We start from the raw sequence: 20,094 nt of genomic DNA, 5'->3' as shown, positions 1-20,094 counted from the left end.
CTTCAGATCGTCATGCCTTGGCGGCAACGGGAACCCGGAATGGGACGCCCAGCCGATTGAAGGCATTCATGGCAGCGATCGCGATCGTGAGATCGACCAGATCTTTGGGTGCGAACGCGGCCGAGGCGGCGGCATAGGCTTCGTCCGACGCGTGGGTTTCGCTGACGCGGGTCACTTCCTCTGCCCACGCCAGCGCGGCGCGTTCCTCGTCGGAGAACAGGTGGTGCACCTCGTCCCACACGGGTACCAGCGTGATCTTCTCGACCGACATGGTTTTGCGCAGGTCACGGCTGTGCAGGTCGATGCAGTGCGCGCAGCCATTGATCTGCGAGACGCGCAAAAACACGAGATGCACGAGTTCCGCCGGAAGCGCCGTGCGCTGCGTGACGTAGTGGTGGATGCCAAAGAGGGCTTTCGCGCCTTCGGGTGCGGCTTCTTGCCAGTTCAATCGGGTCATTCCAGTTCCTTGCTGCTGTGGTTGATAACCGCAACGTTACCCTTGCGGATGCCCACGCAACAGATCCAAGAATTGGCGTATTGACTGGACCAAGATGGCAATTGCCGCGACCGTGCCTGCAGATGGGTAAAGCCCTTCATGGCACGCGGGTGGAGTCAGCGATCGGGCGTGGAGACGGGGCCGGTCGGGGCGCCGGTGTGGCCGTCGATGTGCCCGAGCGGGCGGCCCGGATCCAGCCGGTCGCGCACGCGCTGCTTCAGGACCTTGGCTTCGGGAAAACCGCCGTCGCGCTTGCGGTCCCAGATCAGGTCGCCGTTGTAGGTAATCTGGAAGATGCCGCCGGTGCCGGGCTGCAGCGCCACTTCGCCCAGATCGGTCGAAAAAGTGGAGAGCAGTTCCTGCGCCATCCAGCCGGCGCGCAGCAGCCACTGGCACTGTGTGCAGTACAGGATGACGATGCGAGGGCGCAAGGCGGGCGGATTCATGGGAAAGGCATTCTACGCCAGCCCGGCCGCGCACGATCATGGATAATGTCGGGTTTTCCCGGGTCTGCAATGGGCCCAGAGCCTGCAATGAAGTCTGCCTTGACGCCCCGAGGCCAGCGCTGGCTGATCGGTCTTTTGATGGGACTGGTCACGCTCACGCCGATGGCCATCGATATCTACCTGCCCTCCCTGCCCGCCATGGCGCACGCACTTGGCGAGTCCATTGGCGCGCTGCAGGCCAGCATCACCCTGTTCATCTTCGCGGTGGGCCTGGGCCAGGTGGTGATCGGACCGCTGGCCGACCGCTATGGCAGGCGGCCCGTGGCGCTGTGCGGGGCGATGGCGTATCTGGCGGGCTCCGCGCTGGGCGCGGCGGCAACGTCGCTCGAGGTGTTCTATGCGGCGCGCATCGTGCAGGGCTTGGGCGCGTGTTCGGCGTCGCTGGTGGCGTTTGCCGCCGTGCGCGATTGCTTCAGTCCGGCCGTCGGCGCGCGGGTCTACAGCTATCTGAACGGCGCGCTGTGCACGGTGCCGGCGCTGGCGCCGATGGTGGGCGGCGTGCTGGCGCTGCATGCCGGCTGGCGCAGCACGTTCGTGTTCATGGCGGTGTTTGCGCTGGCGTTGGCGGCGCTGCTTGCGCTGCGCTTCGAGGAGACGCGGGCCAAGCCGGCGCACCGGCCGGGCGCGTTGTACAGCCTGCCCCGCTATGCGCCCATCGTTGCGAGCGGCCGGTTTCTGTACTTTGCGTGCTTCGGCATGGCGGGCATGGCCATGATCCTGGTGTTCGTGTCGGCCGCGCCGGTCGTTCTGGTGCAGCAGCTCGGCTATTCGGAGCTGGGGTTTTCGGCCTGGTTCGGTGGCAATGCGGCGATCAACATCGCGGCGTTCTTCCTGGCGCCTGCGTTCATCGCGCGGTACGGCCGCTACACCATGGTGCGTGTCGGCATGGTGGCCCTGTTGATTGCGTCGGCCCTGCATCTGGGCGCGTGGCTGTGGGCGCCGCTGTCGGCATGGATTTTCATGCTGCCCGTGGCGGTGCTGACCGTGGGATTCTCGCTGGCTTTGGGGTCAGGGTTAAGTCTGGCGCTGGAGCCGTTTGCGGACCGGGCGGGCACCGCCGCGGCAGTCTACGGGTTGTTCCAGATGAGCGGATCGGCGGTGATCGCGACCGTGCTGCTGGATAGCGGAATGGCGCCGCAAGCGGCCATGGCGTTGATTGGGGCGGTGATTGTGGCGCCGTTGCTGCTGTTGTCGCCGGCACTGGGCCGGCGCCTTGGACCGGGTTCCTGAGCGCACGCGCATTCGGGCCGGTGTCTGACACCCTGGGCAGTCGACCGTCAGCGCGTGGCAGCGTCTCAGCGGGTGTCAGACACCTCGCATCAGATCGGGCGCGCTCATTGGTTAGACCAGCCAGCCCAGCGACCAGCCGCTGACGGCCGCCAGCAGCACCACCCATACCGGCGACCAGCGGGCATAGACCAGCAGTGCGAACAGCAGCAAGGCGAGGCCGAAGTCGGCCTTGCCGAGAATCGCACTGGTCCAGACGGGGTCGTACAGCGCGCCGAGCAGGATGCCGACGACGCTGGCATTGACGCCGGCCACCATGTTGCGCACGCCGGGCCGGCGGCGCAGCGTGTCCCAGAATGGCAGCGCAGCAGCGAGCAGCAAGGCGCCCGGCACGAAGATGACGCACAGCAGGGTCAGCCCGCCCGCCCAGCCGGACAAGGGGCCGGACGACATGGCGCCCAGGAAGGCCGCGAACGTGAACAACGGGCCGGGCATCGCCTGCGCCGCGCCATAGCCAGCGAGAAAGTCCGCGTTGGACACCATTCCGGAAGAGACCGACGCGGTCTCCAGCAGCGGCAACACCACGTGCCCGCCGCCAAACACCAACGCCCCGGCACGGTAGAAACCGGCTATCTGGCTGGCTAGCGCGCCGTCCGAGAACATCGCCCAGAGCGGCAGCCCCGCCATCAAAGCGGCAAACAGCGCCAGTGACGCCAGACCCGCCGCGCGAGGCACGCCCGATGAGGCGTTGGACAGGACGGGCCGGGGCGGCAGTTGCAGGAAGGCAGCGCCGATGACTGCGCCCAGCACGACGGCCCCGATCTGCGCCAGCGCGGTGGGCAGCACGACGGTGAGCAATGCCGCGGCAACGGCCAGCGCGGCGCGTGGCCGGTCCGGACAGAGCGAGCGTCCCATGCCCCAGACCGCCTGGGCCACAATGGCGACCGCCGCCACCTTCAGGCCATGAATGGCCGCCGACTCAGACAGCCAGCCATAGTGGGCAAGCCCCAGCGCGAAGCCGATCAGGGCAAGCGCCGACGGCAGCGTGAACGCAATCCACGCGGCCAGCATGCCGGCCCAGCCGGCCCGGCGCAGGCCGATCGCCATGCCGACCTGGCTGCTGGCGGGGCCCGGCAGAAACTGGCACAACGCGACCAGATCGGAAAAGGCGTAGTCGTCGAGCCATCTCCGCCGGTCTACGAATTCGGTGCGGAAGTAGCCCAGGTGCGCCACCGGTCCGCCAAAGGACGTCAGGCCCAGGCGCAGGAACACCAGAAACACTTCAAGGAAGGATCCGCGGCCGGTCTGGGCGCGCGCGCCGGTGGCCGGCTTGCTGTCGACGTGTTCATCGTGGGGGGATGGATGCGGCATCGGCTCGGGCTTCTTGGGAGTCAGGGCGTCGATTTTTTCGGGCCCCGGTTTCAAGCTTATAGCCGGGCCACGGCCGAGATTCAATCGGATAAATGTCAGAAATTGGCGCTTGCCGCGCCCGTCCCGGCGCGGATCATGGCCCATATGGAAACCGGGTGGCTGACACGCAGTATCAGGCCAATGACCGGCCTCGCCCTTGCGCGGCTCACATGAGCTGCAGGAGCCGGCGGGCCAGTTGCTCCGCCTGCTCGGCCGACACGATGTTGGTGAAGCTCATCAGCAGGCCGGAGCGCGCATCGGGCGCCGCCGACCAGTGCGACAAGGCCTGCGCATACAGGCCATGCTGCAGCATGCGCGCCGCCAGCTCGCGGTCGGTCTGATGGCCTTCCAGGTGCGCCACCAGGTGCATGCCGCCCGGCTGCAAATCGATGCGCATGCGAGAACCCAACACATCGGATAACGCTGCCGCCGTGGCGTTGCGCCGTTCGCTGTACAGGCGGCGCATGCGCTGGATATGGCGTGCGAAATGGCCTTCGTTGATGAACGAGGTCAGAACGGCTTGCGTCAGCGCCGGCGAGCCGCCCGCCAGCAGGCTGCACAGGCGCTCGAAGCGCGGCGCCTGCGCTTCGGGCACGACCAGATAGGCGAGCCGCATGCCGGGGAACAGCACCTTGCTGAACGTGCCCGAATACAGCACCCGCCCCTGCTGATCCAGGCTTTTCAGGGCCGGGAGCGGACGACCTACGTAGCGGTATTCGCCGTCGTAGTCGTCTTCCACGATCCAGGCGCTGCTGCGTTCTGCCCAGTCCAGCAAGGCCTGGCGCCTGGGCAGCGACAGCGACAGGCAGAGCGGACTATGGTGCGCGGGCGTCACGACGGCGGCCCGAGCCCGCGGCTCTTGCGCAATGCCCGCCTCCACCACGAGACCTTCGGCATCCACGCGCACCGGCACGGCCTGCATGCCGGCCTGCGCAAGCAGCGTCCGCGTGGGCGGATAGCCGGGATCTTCCACCCAGACCGAATCGCCGGGCTTGAAGAGCGCCTGCATGATGAGTTGCAGGGTGTTGTTGTAGCCGGACGTGATGAACACCTGGCTGGGCGTGCACTGAATGCCGCGCGCCACCTGCAGGTAGGCCGCCGTGGCGGTTCGCAGCCCGAGCAATCCCGCGGGATCGGGATAGCCGAGGTCCGGCGGCTGCATGCCGCGCAGATGGCGCGCGCCCAGGCGCGCCCAGATCTTGCGCGGAAAGGCGTCAAGCGCAGGCAGCCCCATCTGGAATGGCAGCGGCGTGCCAGGTCGCGGCCAGCGATCTTCCATCACCTCGGTCGGCGGTGTCCGCACCGCCGGCGCCGAGCGCGCGAGGGGTTGCAGATTTGGCGCGACCACCGTGCCGGCCTGCCCGCGTGCCTGGATATACCCTTCCGAGGCCAGCAGCGAGTACGCGACTTCAACGGTGCCGCGCGCCACGCCTATTTCCTTGGCGAGCGCGCGCGCTGAGGGGATTCGGTCGCCGGGTTTAAGGGTGCCTTCGGCGATGGCGCTTCGAAAGCGCTCGTAGACCTGCCGATACAGCGGGTTGGCGTCGGCGTCGGTGACGGTTTGCAGCCCGTGGGGTGTTGCGGGAATCATGGCATAGTCCTTAAGCGCATTTATGGCCCTTTGAATTATGTCATGTGGTTTTTAAGATTCGTACTCACGGTGGGCGTACGTTCAGCGCCCTGACCTCTGAGGTACTTATCCATGCACACATCCTCCACGGAACCCGCGTTGCGCCATCTGGAGACGCCTGAAGAATGGCGGGCCTGCCTGCCGCTGATGCGCGAACTGCGTCCCCATCTGGCCCATGCCGACGACTTTACTGAGCGCCTGGCCCGGATGCACCAGGAAAACTACCGGCTGCTCGCCGTCATGCGCGACGGCCAGGCGGTCGCGCTGGCCGGATATCGGTATCAGGAAAACCTGATCTACGGCCGCTTCATGTATGTGGACGACCTGGTGGTGGATCCATCGGCGCGCGGCAGCCGTTGGGGAGCCCGGCTGATCGCCGAACTGGACCAACTCGCGCGCGGCGCCGACTGCGACAAGCTTGTGCTCGATACCGGCCTGGGCAACGCGCTGGCGCAACGCTTCTACTTCCGGCAGGGCCTGTTGACCAGCGCCATCCGGTTCAGCAAGCCCTTGAAAGGAAGTTCCCAATGAGCATTCTTCGAATCCGCTGCAGCCCGCGGGGGCTCGAATCGGAAAGCTATCGCCTGTCGCAGCAGATCATCGACCGGCTGGCGCAGACGGGCCCGGCAGGCGGACTGGAGGTCGTGGAGTTCGACGCCACCACCCTCACCCATGCGGATGGCGACTATGCGGCCGTCCTGGCGGCGCGAGAGGAGCCCGCGGCCGACGGATCGGAAAATGGCTCGCTGCTCGCGTCGGGCGGACTGATCCGAATGCTGGACGATGCCAGCCACATCGTGCTGGCCACGCCGATGCACAACTTCACGGTGCCGTCCGCGCTGAAGGCATGGCTGGACCACGTGGTCCGGGTGCGCCACACGTTCCACATCACTGCGCAAGGCAAGGTCGGCGTGCTCGCGGACCGTCCGGTGTTTGTCGCGATTTCGTCGGGCGGCACGTTCAGCGGCGAGGACGCAGGGCAGCCGGACTTCCTGACGCCGTACCTGCGGCATGTGCTGGCGACGATCGGGTTGAAGCAGGTGACGTTCGTGGCGGTTGAAGGGACCGCTCGTGGCCCTGAGCTGCTGGCGGCGGCGCGGGCGCGCGCACACGCCGCGCTCGGTGCAATTTCGTTTGCCGCAGTGGCTGAGGAAATGGCCGGCTGATGGCGTTTACGGTTGCTTGCGTTTTGACGCGAGCAGCGGGCAAAACGGGCCCCGGATCCAGCCAGGATCGCGGGGCTTTGACCTTGGAATTGTTGCCGCCCGCTGACCGGAAATAATCAAGTGCGGCGCGGCTGAAAATCGGTCTATCAGCGCTACGCATGTCGCCCAAAACCATCGGACGGTCCTTCATACGCTAAGAACATCTCAAACCATCGTTTTAAATGCCGCAAAAGTTCATGCGCTATCAAGTACTTACGACGCTTTTCTTAATACATTTATGAATTGTGTCGAATTTTATAATCTGCCCGCAAGAATAAGAACAATCCGAACAAGTGCGCTGCAGCATTATCTACAACTGTAATTTCTATTTGAAACTGTAGTAACTAGTCGTACGTTTCAACTAGAGACGATCCGTTGTTTTCTCGAATTTATCCGTTACGTTTAACGCAGATTATTTACAGCCCCGCCCCAGTTTGCCCCCAACACTGACCCCTATTCAGCGGACGGGACAACAACAGCAACCGCCGATTGGATACCTGAAGTTGCAGCATCGCCTTGTCCGTTTGCGGATGGTACGCGTGCGAAAACGGGTAAGGCTCCTTCTGTCCCTGGAGCTGACAATGACACCTGGCCACCGGCATGGCTATTTCCCCGTCCCCCTTCACCTGAACTATGTCTGGCGCGTCCTCGCGATGCTGTTGTTGCCCATGCCAGCAGCGCTGGCGTGCACGACAACCGGCACCAGCATCATCTGCAATGACGCGGCGTCGGTGCTGAACTGGAACACGGTCACCAGTAGCGCCAACGACGTCTCGGTGCTGGTGACGCCGACGGGCCAGTCCGCGGGCCCCCTGCTGGGATTGCCGGGTTCGGCCGCCGTCAAGCTGACGGGCCGCAATACCACGCTCACCAACCAGGGACTCATCGATCCCACGCTGTCCCTGGTGGCGCTTGGCACGTCGGGCGCGATCATGGGCAACGCGTCAAATGCCGGTGCAGTGCGTGTCAACAACAGCGGCACCCTGTACGGCGCGGGCCTGTCGGTGCTGGGCCTGCAGGTTCTCAGCACGCTGGACGGCACTGCCCTCTCCTTGCGCAGCAACGCCACGGGCAGCATCAACATCGACAACTCGGGAACGATCGGCTTGAAGCCGGGACTGCTCTCCCTGTCGCTCCTCAATGCCAGCCCGGTGATTGCCGCCTATGGCGGCGCGCCGGTCACCGTGAACAATGCGGCGGGCGGGGTCATCAACGGGCGCGTCGGGCTTGGCCGTTCCGCCACCGGCAACAGCTTCGTCAACGCGGGTGCAATCAACGGCAGCGTGAGCATGGGGCAGAACAGCACCAACACGTTCACCGCCGTGACGGGATCGACAATATCCACGGGCGGCGCGGATGTCGGCGTCGATCTGGCCGTGGCCGGCCTGGACGTCAGCATCGCGCTGGGCTTTGCCCAGGGCGGCACGGTGGACGGCGGGGCGAACGGCAACAACACGCTCGTGCTGCAGAATCCGGGCGCATCCGGCACCACCGGCACCGGCACAGCAAGCGCGTCGGTGTACCGCAACTTCAACAACCTGCGCGTGAATGGCGGCACCTGGACGCTCAACGGGCCGCTCGTCAGCGGCCAGTCCACGTTGAACGGCGGCCTGGTCAACTTCGACAGCAACACCGCGTTCGGCACCGGGACCCTGATCGGCAACGGCGGCGCCATCTCGCCGGCCACGCCGGGGTTGTCGCTGGCAAACGCCATCCAGCTCAATGCGGGCGGTCTGGGCGTCCAGGGCGCGAACAATCTGACGCTGGCGGGCGTCATCTCCGGCCCCGGCGCGCTGGACAAATCCGGCGCGGGCGTCCTGACGCTCAATGGCGCGAATGCGCATCTGGGCGGCGTGCGGCTGGGCGGCGGCAGCCTGGCGCTTGGCGGCAACAGCGCGCTGGGACTGGGCGATCTGGTCGTGTACGGCGCGTCGTCGCTGCAACCCGGCAGCGCCACCAGCCTCTCCAACAACATCGTGCTCAATGCCGATCTTGCGCTGGCCAATGCGTCGGCCCTCACCCTTTCCGGCGCGCTGTCGGGCGGCTCCGCGCTGGTCAAGAGCGGCGCCGGCGTCCTGACGCTGACAGGGGCGAATTCGCATGGCGCGACGCGCATCAGTGCCGGCGGACTGGTGGTTGGCAACAACACCGCATTGGGCGCGGGACCGCTTACGGTCAACGGCGCGGCGACGCTGGCCTCTTCCACCAGCGTCGCGCTGCAGAACGCGATCGTGCTGAACAATGCGCTGACGCTGAACGGCACGGAAACGCTGACGCTGAATGGGCCGATCAGTGCCGCCGGATCGCTGGTGAAGACCGGTTCGGGGGTGTTGAACCTGAACGGCGCCAACACCTATGCGGGTGGCACCACGCTGGCGGGCGGCACGGTGAACGTGGGCGCGTCCGGCGCGCTCGGCACCGGCGCGGTCACCGTCAGCGGCGCCACCACCCTCGCCGGTTCGGGCGTGGCGCTGGGCAACAACTTTACGCTGAACAACGCGCTGACCGTGGCCGGCGCCAACAACCTCACGCTCAATGGCACGTTGTCGGGAGCCGGCGGCACGCTGGTGAAGACAGGCACCGGGGCCTTGACGCTCAACGGCACCAACAGTTTCGGCGGCGGCACGCTTGCAGCGGGCACGATCGTCGCCGGCGCGAACAACGCGCTGGGAACCGGCGTGATCAACGTGACCGGCGCGGCCACGGTGGATAGCGCCGCGCCCGTCAGCCTGGGCAACCAGTTCGTGCTGGGTGACCGGCTTACTGTCGGCGGCAGCCAGGCGCTGACGCTGGCCGGCACGCTGTCGGGCGGCGGCACGCTGGTCAAGAACGGCAACGCCAACCTCACCTTGTCGGCCGCCAACACGCACAGCGGTGGCGTACTGCTCAACGCGGGCCAGTTGACGTTGACGAACGCGCAAGGGCTGGGCACCGGCCTGCTCGACGTCCAAGGGCCGGCGACGCTGGCCGCGGGCAATCTGACCGTGGGCAACAACATCCGCCTGGGCAACACGCTGGGCATCGCCACCGGCGGACAGGCGCTGAACCTGTCGGGCAACCTGTCCGGCGGCGGCGCCATCGCCTTGAACGACGCCGGCACCTTGACGCTGTCGGGTAACAACACGCATGGCGGCGGTGTCGCGCTGAACGCGGGCACGCTGATCGCCGCGAGCGATACGGCGCTGGGTAGCGGCACGCTTGCCGTCGGCGGCGACGCCACGTTGCAGAGCACGGCGTCGCGCAACTTCGTGAACAACGTTGCGCTGAACGGCAACCTGACCGTGGGCGGCGCAAACGATATCGGATTGGCCGGCGCCATTGCAGGACCGGGCCGTGTGGTGATGAACGGCGCGGGCACGTTGACGCTGTCTGGCGCCAACACGCATGCTGGCACGACGATCAGCAGCGGCACGGTGCTGGCGGGCGCGGGCAGCCTGGGCGCAAGCGTGCTGAACAATTCGAAGCTGGTGATCGGTCAGAACGCGGACGCGACCTACGCCGGCGCGATCAGCGGTTCGGGCAGCGTGGATGTGGCGGCCAATGCGCAGACGTTGGTGCTGAGCGGCGCCAACACGTTCACGGGCGGACTGAACCTGCTGTCCGGCACGGTGGAAACGCGTGGCGGGCAGGCGCTGGCGGACAGCCTTGCCGTCAACCTGGGCGCCGGTACGGTGCTGCGGCTGGCGGACAGCGAAACGTTCGGCTCGCTCGCGGGCGCCGGACGGCTGGACCTGGGCGCTGCCGCCACGGTGCAGATGGGACAGGACAACGCCAACTCGATCTTCGGCGGCGCGCTGACGGGCGCGGGCAATGTCGTCAAGAACGGCACCGGCACGCTGACGCTCGCGGGCAACAGCACGCAAAGCGGCACGTTCGATGTGGCGTCGGGTGGGCTGAACGTGAACGGCAGCCTGGCCAGTGCGCAGGTCAATGTGGGCGCGGGCGCGACGCTGGCCGGTTCGGGCGTGCTGAGCGGCCTGACGACGCTTGCCTCGGGCGGTGCGCTGTCGGCAACATCCGGCCAGACCCTGACACTGGGCGGACTGACGCTCAACCAGGGATCGCAGTTCAACGTGGCGCTGGGCGCGCCGCAAGCCACGCCGCAGACGCTGGTGCAGGTCAACGGCAACCTGACGCTGGACGGCGACCTGAACGTCACCGATAAGGGCGGCTTTGGCGAAGGCGTGTACCGGCTGATCACCTACACCGGACAGCTTACGGACAACGGGCTGGCGCTGGGCTCCCTGCCCCCGGGCACCGTGCCGTCGAATCTGCAGATCCAGACCGCCGTGAACCAGCAGGTGAACCTGGTGGTGCAGACCACGGGCAGCAGCGTGCAGTTCTGGAATGGCGCCAAGCAGCTTGCCGACGGCACGTTGGCGGGCGGCGCGGGCACCTGGCAGGCGGGTTCGACCAACTGGACCAATCAGGCGGGCGCGCTGACGCAAAGCTGGACCGGCAACTTTGCTGTGTTCGGCGGCACGTCGGGCGGCGCCGTCACCGTGGCCGGTGAACAGGCCGTGACCGGCATGCAGTTCTTCACCAATGGGTACACGCTGCAAGGCGGCGCGATCCGGCTGGCGGCCGGGCCCAACAATTTCCGCGTGGATCCGACGCTGACCGGCACGGTGAATAGCGTGATCCGGGGGGCCGGGGGACTTAACAAGCGCGACCAAGGCACGCTGGTGCTGGGCGGCGCGAACGAATACACGGGCGGCACGCAGATCAGCGAAGGCGTGCTGCAGGTCAGCGCCGACAACAACCTGGGCGCGGCCGGCACGGGCGTGACCTTTGCCGGCGGCACGCTGCGCGTGGCCGGCACCGGCTACACCGGCACCTCGCGCGCCATCGATATCGGCGCGGGCGCGGGCTTCGACATTGCCGATGCGGGCAACGTCTTTACGCTGAACCAATCCCTGTCCGGCGCGGGCCGCATCACCAAACTGGGAGCCGGCACTCTGGCGCTGGGCGGCGACAACAGCAGCATCGGTGGCGTGACGCTGGCCGACGGCACGATTGCCGCGGGCAGCAACACGGCGCTGGGTTCGGGCGTGCTGAATGTCACGGGCGGTGCCGGGCTCAACGCGACAACCGCCGTGACGCTGGCCAACGACGTGGCCATCGGCGCGGGCGCGACGTTGACCAATGCCGGCACGAACGACTTGACGCTGAACGGCGCGGTGTCGGGCGCGACCGGCTCGCTCGCGAAGGCGGGCAGCGGCACGCTGACGCTCGCCGGCAACAACACCTATGGCGGCGGCACGGCGCTGATCGGCGGCGCCATCCGCGTGGGCAGCGACTCTGCGCTGGGCACCGGCGCGCTGAACGTTGCCGGGGCGTCCAGCCTGCTGTCCGACGGCACGCATGCACTGAACAACGCCATCGTGCTAGGCGCTGCCCTGACGACGGGCGGGGCCGGCGATCTGACGCTGAACAACACGATCACGGGCGGCGGAACGCTCATCAAGTCGGGTGCGGGCACGCTCACGCTGAACGGCGTGAACACGTACGCCGGAACCCGGCTGGACGGTGGCCGTCTGGTGCTGGGCAACGACGGCGCGATCGGCGCCGGGCCGTTGACCGTCACGGCCGACGCCGCGGTGGACAGCGCCTCCGCCCTGTCGCTGGGCAACGCGATCAACGTGGCGGCCGGCGCCGATCTGACTCTGGCGCAATCGCAGGACGCCACGCTGCTGGGCACCGTCAGCGGCGACGGTGGCCTGATCGCTGGCGGCACGGGCACGACGCTGACGCTTAACGGCGCCAACACGTACACGGGCGGCACGCAACTGAACGGCGGCAACCTGCGGCTGGGCCAGAGCGGTTCGCTCGGCACGGGCGCCCTCCTCGTCAACGCCGGCGCCAGCCTGTCGGGTGTGACGGGCGGGCCGGCGCTGACGCTGATCAACGACACGACGCTGAATTCAGCGCTGAACGTGACCGGCGACCGCGACATCACGCTGAGCGGCGTGGTCGACGGCACGGGATCGCTGACCAAGAGCGGCGCATCGACGCTGACGCTGGCCGGCGCAAACACCTATGCCGGCGGCACCACGCTGACAGCGGGCGTCTTGCGCGTGGGCGACGATTCCGCGCTGGGCACCGGGAATCTCACGGTCAATGGCGCGGCAACGCTGGGCTCGACCCAGGCGGTGACGCTGGCCAACAACGTCGTCTTGGGCCAGGCGCTGAACCTGGACACGACGAACGGATTGCGCTTTGACGGCGAGATCTCCGGGGCCGGCGGCCTTGCCGCCGCGGGCGCGGGCGCGTTGACGCTTGCTGGCGCCAACACCTACGCGGGCGGCACGCGGATCGACGGTGGCACATTGCGGGTTGGCGGCGATACGTCGCTGGGCAGCGGCGCGCTGACGGTTGACGGGGCGGCGGGCCTGCAGGCGCTGAACACGCCGGTGATACTGGCCAACGCCGTCGCGCTGAACGGCGGGCCGCTCGAAGTGTCGGGCGCGCAGAACGTGACGCTGACGGGCGACGTGTCCGGCGCGGGCGGCCTGGCCAAACTGGGCGCCAACACGCTGACGCTGACGGGCGAGAACACCTATCAGGGCGGAACCACGCTGGCACAAGGCCTGATCGTGGCCGGTTCGGACCAGGCGCTGGGCACGGGCGCCCTCACTGTCTCGGGCGATGCGGCGCTTGATGCGGCAATGGCCACGACGCTGAACAACCAGATTGCGCTGGCGGGCGGCGACCTGACCGTGAACGGCGGCCAGAATCTGACGCTGACGGGCGACATCACCGGCGGCAACGCCTTGATCAAGAACGGCGGCGCGACGCTCATGCTGTCCGGCAACAACGGCTACACCGGCGGCACGACGCTGTCGGCCGGCACGCTGATCGCCGGCAGCGATACCGCGCTTGGCACGGGCGCGCTGGATGTCACCGGCAACGCAACGCTGTCGGCGGCCGATGGCGTGACACTGGCCAATGCGGTGGCGCTGACCAACTCCCTGACGGCGGACGGCGCGGGCAATTGGACCCTCGGCGGCGACATCACCGGCAACGGCGCGTTGGTCAAAACCGGATCGGGCACGCTGACGCTGGCCGGCAGCAACTCCTACGCCGGCGGCACGCAGCTGCAGGCCGGCGCCATCACGGGCGACACGGACAGCATCACCGGTCCAGTCGTCGCCAGCGCGGGCACCACCCTCACCTTCGATCAAGCCGCGACGGGCACTTACGTCGGCGCGCTGTCCGGCGCGGGTAGTCTGGAAAAGGCGGGCTTGGGCACGTTGACGCTCGGTGGCAGCAATGCGCTGACAGGTGGCGTCGGCGTCGCCCAAGGCACGCTGGTTACGCAGGGCAACAACCTCTTGGAATCGGCCTCCGGCGTGCGCGTCGATGGCGGCGCCACGCTGCAACTGACCGGCGCCGAATTCATCGCCGCGCTTTCCGGCGCGGGCAAGCTGCAGGTGGATGGCAGCCTCGGCCTGGGCGGCGCGGCCGACAGCGTCTTCGGTGGCGAGCTGGCCGGCGCGGGCAACATCACCAAGACCGGCGCGGGCACGCTGGCGCTGAACGGCGCCAGCACCCACACCGGCGTCTTCGACATCAACGGCGGCACGGTGAACCTGGGCGGCACGCTGGCCAGCAACACGGTCAACGTCAACGGCCCGGCCGCCACCCTGACCGGCACGGGCACGGCCAACGGCAACGTGAACGTGAACAACGGCGGCCGGATTGCGGTGAGTTCCGCCGCACCCGGCGCGCTGATCCTGGGCTCGCTGACGTTGGACAACGCGTCCTTCATCGACGCGCAATTGGGTGCGCCCAATGCCGGCAGCCTCATCAACGTGCACGGCGACGTGGACCTGAACGGCACGCTGAACATCGACGGCACGCCCGACTTTGGCGTGGGTGTGTACCGCATCATCGCCTACTCGGGCGCGGCCACCTCCCTGAACCTGGCGCTGGGGACCCTGCCGCCGGGCTTCATCACGCTGCAGACCAACGTGGCGGGCCAGGTCAACGTGCTGAACGAGTCCCAGGCTGGCGAGATCCAGTTCTGGCAAGGCGGCACGGGCACCTGGGACGCCACCACGCAGAACTGGGCCGACGCCACCGGCACAGCCGCCACGTGGGGCAGCCGCTTCGGCGTGTTTGAAGGCACGGCGGGCACCGTTACGCTGGCCGGCACGCAGGGCTTCCAGGGCCTGCAGTTCTCCACCGACGGCTACACGCTGACCGGCGGCGCGCTGAACGCATTGCCCGACAGCAATGGCGTGGCCACCTTGCGTGTCGAACCGTCGATGACCGCGACGCTGGACACGACCCTGCAGGGCAATGCGACCATCGCCAAGCGCGACGGCGGCACGCTGGTCCTCACGCAGGCCAACACCTATGTTGGCGACACGCGGCTGGAAGGCGGCGTGCTGGAGATCAGCGCCGACAACCAGCTTGGCAACGCCGCCAATCGCGTCGTCTTTGACGGCGGCACGTTGCGTTACGCCAATGCCGCGCCTGGCACGACCACGCGCAACCTCGCGCTGGAAGGCGCGGGCGCCATCGACGTCACCGACGGCGCGTACACCGCGGCCGGCACGATATCCGGCACGGATCCCACGGCCACGCTGACCAAGACTGGCGCGGGCACGCTGGTGCTGGCGGGCGCCAACACCTACGCGGGCGGCACGGTGCTGCAGGACGGCGAGATCAAGGTCGCCGCCAATACGGCCCTGGGCACAGGCTTGTTCACGGCAGCGGACGGCACCACCCTGTCGAATGACATCGCCGTCGCGCTGGAGAACGACGTCGCGCTTCAAGGTGGCGTGACCGTCGCGAACGGCGCGGCCATGACGCTGTCGGGCGATGTGTCCGGCGCGGGCGGCATCATCAAGACCGGCCCCGGCACGCTGACGTTGACGGGTGCGAATTCCTACGAAGGCGGCACGAGCCTGAATGCCGGCCAGATCACCGTGGGAGCGCCGGGCGCGCTGGGAACCGGCACGCTGACCGCGGCCAACGGCACGGCGCTGGACGCGTCCGCGCCCGTGGCACTGGCCAACGACGTGCAGCTCGATGGCGCGCTGACGTTGCCGGGCAGCGCCGCGTTGACTTTGAATGGCGACATCGGCGGGACGGGCAGCCTTATCAAGAACGGCACGGACACGCTGGCGCTGAACGGCGCAAACAGCTTCCAGGGCGGCGTGGCGCTCAACGGCGGCACGCTTGCGCTGGGTAGCGACACGGCGCTGGGCGTCGGCCGCCTGACCGCCGCCGACGGCACCACCTTGTCAGCCAGCGTGCCAGTCAACGCCGCCAACGCAATCACGCTGGCCGGCGCCACGACGATCACCGGCGCCGACCTCGGCCTGTCGGGCGACATCGATGGCGCGGGCGGCCTGGTAAAGACCGGCACGGGCGTGCTGACGCTGTCGGGCGACAACAGCTACCAGGGCGGCACGCAGCTTTCCGGCGGCACGCTCGCCATCGGCAGCGACACCGCATTGGGTTCGGGCGTGCTGACCGCGGCGGGCGGCACCACCCTGCTGGGCCTGGGCGCCTCGCTGACCAACGACGTGCTGCTGCAAGGCCCGGTCACGGTGGGCGGCGCGGGCGACCTGGCGCTGAACGGCGTCGTGTCTGGCACCGGTCCGCTGACCAAGGGCGGCACGTCGACGTTGACGCTGGGCAACGCCAACACTTACAACGGCGGCACCGTGCTGGCCGGCGGAACGATCATCGCGGGCAACAACGCCGCGCTGGGCACCGGCGACCTGACCGTCGCCGGCGCGGGCACGCTGCAGGCCGGTGCACCCGGAATCGTGCTGGGCAACGACATCGGCCTGGGCGCGCCCTTGACGGTGTCGGGCGTCAACGACCTGACGCTGGCCGGTAACCTCACCGGCGCGGGCAGCCTCGTCAAGACGGATGGCTCGACCCTGACGCTGACGGGCCAGAACCAGTACACGGGCGGCACGACACTGGCCGGAGGCACGCTGATCGGCGACACCAGCAGCCTAACCGGCAACATCGCCACCTCGGCGGGCACGTCCGTCGTCTTCAACCAGGCGCCCGGCACCGGCACGTACGCCGGCGCCATCACGGGCGGCGGCGGACTGGTCAAGGACGGCGCGGGCACGGTCACGCTGACCGGCCCCAACGCGTACACCGGCGGCACGGTGATCAACGCCGGCACGCTGGCCGGCAACGCGACCAGCCTGCAAGGCAACATCACCGTCGTGGACGGCAGCGCCATCGTTTTCAACCAGAACGGCGCCAACGGTACTTATGCCGGCAACATCAGCACCACGGGCAACAACACGGGCACGCTGACCAAGGACGGCAACGCTTCGCTGACCTTGACCGGCAACAACAACGTGGGCGGCGGCACCACCGTCAACAGCGGCACCCTGCTGGTCGACGGCACGCTGACCGGCGGCCCCGTCACGATCAACCCCGGCGGCAATCTGGGGGGCTCGGGCTCGGTCGCGGCCGACGTGGAACTGGAAGACAACGCGCGGCTGGTGGCGGGCACCCCCGGCAATCCGATCTCGTTCGCGCGCAGCCTGGCGCTGTCCAACGGCACCCAGCTCGACTTCACGCTCGGCACGCCGAATTCGGCGACGACAGCCGTGACCGTGGCGCAGAACCTGCGGCTGGACGGCGTGCTGAACATCACGGATGGCGGAAACCTGGGCACGGGCGTGTACCGCTTGTTCGCCTATGGCGGCACACTGACCGACAACGGCGTGCAGTTCGGCACGCTGCCGTCCAGCCTCGCCACCGCCGACCTGACGCTGCAGAACCAGCCCAACCAGATCAACCTGGTGCTGCAGACGCAGCCCGGTGAGATCCAGTTCTGGAACGGCGCCAAGACCACGCCCGACGGGATCATTGCGGGCGGCGCGGGCACCTGGAACGCCGTTACCACCAACTGGACCGACACGGCGGGCGCCAGCGCCGACCGGTGGAACGGCAAGTACGCGGCGTTCTCGGGCGCGGCGGGCACGGTCACCATCGAGGGCACGCGAAACGTGACCGGCCTGCAGTTCCTGACCGACGGCTACACGCTGCAAGCCGGCACGGCCGGCGCCATCGCGATCGCACAGGCGCAGACGCCAGTGCGGGTCGAGAACGGCGCCACCGCCACGATCGACGCGCCCATCACCGGCGCGGGCGGCATCGACAAGCTGAACGGCGGCACGCTGGTGCTTGGCGGCGTCAACACCTACACCGGCAACACGGCGATCCGCAGCGGCGTGCTTGAGGTCAGCGCCGACAACCAGTTGGGCAACGGCGGCGGCGTCTCCCTGAATGGCGGCACGCTGCGCATCGCGGACGGCGCTTTCGCCACCACGGCCCGCAACCTCTCGCTCGATGGCGCGGGCGGCGGCATCGATGTGGTGGCCGCCGGCCAGACCTTCACGCTGAACCAGCCGATCAACGGCACGGGCGCGCTTGCCAAGCTAGGCGACGGCACCCTGGTGTTGAACGGCGCCAACGGCTACACGGGCGGCACGGTTATCTCCGGCGGCACGCTGGAAGGCAGCAGCACCAGCATCGCGGGGGCCGTCAGCACCGCGTCCGGCACCACGCTGCGCGTGAACCAGGCGACCGACGGGGTGCTGTCCGGCCCAGTCAGCGGCCAGGGCCAATTGGTGAAGGAAGGCGCCGGCGCGCTGACGCTGGCCGGCGTGTCGAGCTACAGCGGCGGCACGCAGGTCAATGCAGGGACGCTGATTGGCGACACGTCCAGCCTGCAAGGCGCCATCGCCAACAACGCGGCGCTGGTCTTCAACCAGGGCGCGGACGGCGTGTTCAATGGCACGTTGTCGGGCTCGGGGAGCCTCGTCAAGCAAGGCGGCGGCACGCTGGCGATCGACGGCAACCATACCTACACGGGCAACGCCATCATCGCGGGCGGCACGGTTCTGCTTGGCAGCGCGCAGGCGCCCGCCACGCTGCCCGCTTCGGTGCAGGTCAATCCGGGCGCCACGCTGGCCGGCAATGGGACGATCGCCGGCCTCAGCAACGCCGGTACGGTCCAGAGCTCGCCCGCAGCGGGCGGCGGTTTGAAGGTCAGCAACAACTTCAGCAACGCCGCTGGCGCAACGCTGGCCGTGAACGTGGGGCCGACCGCGGCCACCAACGTCCACGTAGCCGGCTCGGCGACACTCAACGGCGCACTGCAGGTGACCAACACCGCCCCGCTCACCGCAAACAGCACCTACACGGTGTTGACGGCGGATCAGGGCGTGCAAGGCACCTTTGCCTCGACCACCCTGCCCCAGCTCGCTTTCCTGGACGGCGCGGTGGCTTACGACCCCAACAACGTCACGGTGACCTTCCAGCGCAACGACACCGGGTTCGAGACGGTCACGGACACGCCGAACCAGAACGCCGTCGCGCAAGCCTTGGGGCAGATCAATCCCGGCTCGCCCCTTTACTCGGCGATCCTGGGGTTGAGCCGGGACGAGGCGCCGGAAGCCTTCAAGCAGTTGTCCGGCGACAGCCACGCCTCGTTGTCGTCGGCGCTGGTGCGCAGTTCGGAATCGGTGCGGACGTTGCCGCTGAATCACCTGCGCGACAGCCTGCGCAGTGAAGGCCGCGGCCAGGACGGCGCGTGCGGCGAGCCGGGCCGCAGCGCGGGCGGCTACGCCGAGCGCTTCTCGTGCCAGCGCAACGTGTGGACCGAAGTACTGGGCAACTGGCAGAGCCAGGATGGCGACGGCAATGCGCCCAGCTACCGCCAACGCACCGGCGGCGTGCTGGCCGGTGGCGACATCCGGGTGGGCGACGGCTGGCGCGTGGGTGTTGCGCTGGGCTACCAGGACAGCACGATCTGGCAGGACAGCCGCAACGCCAAGGCCGACGTCGACAGCTACAGCGTCACGCTGTTCGGCGGCAAGTCGTTCGTCCAGCCCAGCGGCAACGCGTGGAACGTCATGGCTGGCGCGTCGTATAGCTGGCAGGACATCGAGACGAAGCGCAACCTCGCCATCGGCGGCGCCAGCCAGGAGCTGAAGGCAGACTACCGCGGCAACACCACGCAGATCTTCGGCGAACTGGGCTACGCCATGCCGGTTGCGCCGAACGCGACGGTCGAACCCTTTGTCGGCGCGGCGTGGATCAAGCAGCGCATGGGCGGCTTCTCGGAAGACGGCGGCTCCGCGGCCCTGTCGGCGGACAGCCAAAGCAACGACGTCACGACCACCACCGTCGGCTTGCGCGGCAACCTGGACACGCAGATCGCGGGCGCGCCCGCCCGCCTGCGCGCCACGCTTGGCTGGCGCCACGCCATGGGAGACGTGGACCCCGACCGCACGATGGCTTTCGGCTCGGGTCCGGCGTTCACGGTGGCGGGCACGCCCATCGCCCGCAACGCCGCAGTGGCCGAGGTCGGGGCGGAAGTGGCTGTGTCGAAAAATGCCGCGATCGGCCTGAGCTACCAAGGCCAATTCGGCAGCGGCAGCCGCGAGAACGCGGGCTTCCTGAACGTGCGCTGGAACTTCTGACGCACGCGGCGCCATCCGGCTGGTATCCGGATGGCGCCTGTCCGACCCGCTCGCGGCCGAGGGCGCAATGCCTTCGGGCGATCCGTTTGGGCCGCATTGACACCCTTGATTTAGGCGCTTTACGCTAGCCCGCACTCGTGGT

At 68.1% G+C, this 20,094-nt stretch carries 8 protein-coding genes; 4 read left to right on the top strand and 4 right to left on the bottom strand.

Going from position 1 to position 20,094, the window contains the following annotated elements; translation table 11 throughout:
• Positions 1-10: 10 nt before the first annotated feature.
• Positions 11-457 carry a carboxymuconolactone decarboxylase family protein gene (locus ASD71_RS06410; RefSeq protein ID WP_056561270.1) on the bottom strand — a complete coding sequence of 149 codons (447 nt, stop codon included), beginning with the start codon at positions 455-457 and terminating at the stop codon, positions 11-13.
• Positions 458-612: 155 nt separating this feature from the next.
• Positions 613-942 (bottom strand): SelT/SelW/SelH family protein, encoded by a 330-nt coding sequence (locus tag ASD71_RS06405; RefSeq protein ID WP_056561268.1) that lies wholly within the window; start codon positions 940-942, stop codon positions 613-615.
• Between the two features lie 87 nt (positions 943-1,029).
• Here ASD71_RS06405 and ASD71_RS06400 point away from each other — a divergent pair, with 87 nt between their 5' ends.
• Positions 1,030-2,232 carry a multidrug effflux MFS transporter gene (locus ASD71_RS06400; protein ID WP_056561266.1) on the top strand — a complete coding sequence of 401 codons (1,203 nt, stop codon included), beginning with the start codon at positions 1,030-1,032 and terminating at the stop codon, positions 2,230-2,232.
• A 111-nt stretch (positions 2,233-2,343) separates the two neighbouring features.
• Here ASD71_RS06400 and chrA read toward each other — a convergent pair whose 3' ends face one another.
• Both chrA and ASD71_RS06390 read right to left on the bottom strand, forming a co-directional pair.
• Positions 2,344-3,600, bottom strand: coding sequence for a chromate efflux transporter (gene chrA, locus ASD71_RS06395; protein WP_056566483.1), 1,257 nt, complete (start codon positions 3,598-3,600; stop codon positions 2,344-2,346).
• 205 nt (positions 3,601-3,805) lie between these two features.
• On the bottom strand, positions 3,806-5,230 hold the full coding sequence (locus tag ASD71_RS06390) for a PLP-dependent aminotransferase family protein (RefSeq protein WP_056561264.1): 1,425 nt from the start codon (positions 5,228-5,230) through the stop codon (positions 3,806-3,808).
• Positions 5,231-5,341: 111 nt separating this feature from the next.
• Here ASD71_RS06390 and ASD71_RS06385 point away from each other — a divergent pair, with 111 nt between their 5' ends.
• The 3 genes from ASD71_RS06385 (at position 5,342) to ASD71_RS27925 (ending at position 19,952) form a co-directional block, all read left to right on the top strand.
• A complete protein-coding gene (locus tag ASD71_RS06385) occupies positions 5,342-5,800 on the top strand; it encodes a GNAT family N-acetyltransferase (RefSeq protein ID WP_056561263.1) in 459 nt (152 codons plus the stop codon).
• Positions 5,797-6,435 carry an FMN-dependent NADH-azoreductase gene (locus ASD71_RS06380; protein ID WP_056561261.1) on the top strand — a complete coding sequence of 213 codons (639 nt, stop codon included), beginning with the start codon at positions 5,797-5,799 and terminating at the stop codon, positions 6,433-6,435. The genes ASD71_RS06385 and ASD71_RS06380 overlap by 4 nt, the downstream gene beginning before the upstream one ends.
• Before the next feature lie 620 nt (positions 6,436-7,055).
• A complete protein-coding gene (locus ASD71_RS27925; RefSeq protein WP_056561259.1) occupies positions 7,056-19,952 on the top strand; it encodes an autotransporter-associated beta strand repeat-containing protein in 12,897 nt (4,298 codons plus the stop codon).
• The last annotated feature ends 142 nt before the right edge of the window (positions 19,953-20,094 follow it).

It is taken from the genome of Achromobacter sp. Root565 (assembly GCF_001427425.1).
Classification (GTDB): Bacteria; Pseudomonadota; Gammaproteobacteria; order Burkholderiales; family Burkholderiaceae_B; genus Achromobacter; species Achromobacter spanius_D.
Note: the sequence above shows the minus strand (reverse complement) of the source record. Positions and strands in the feature narration are given on the sequence as shown.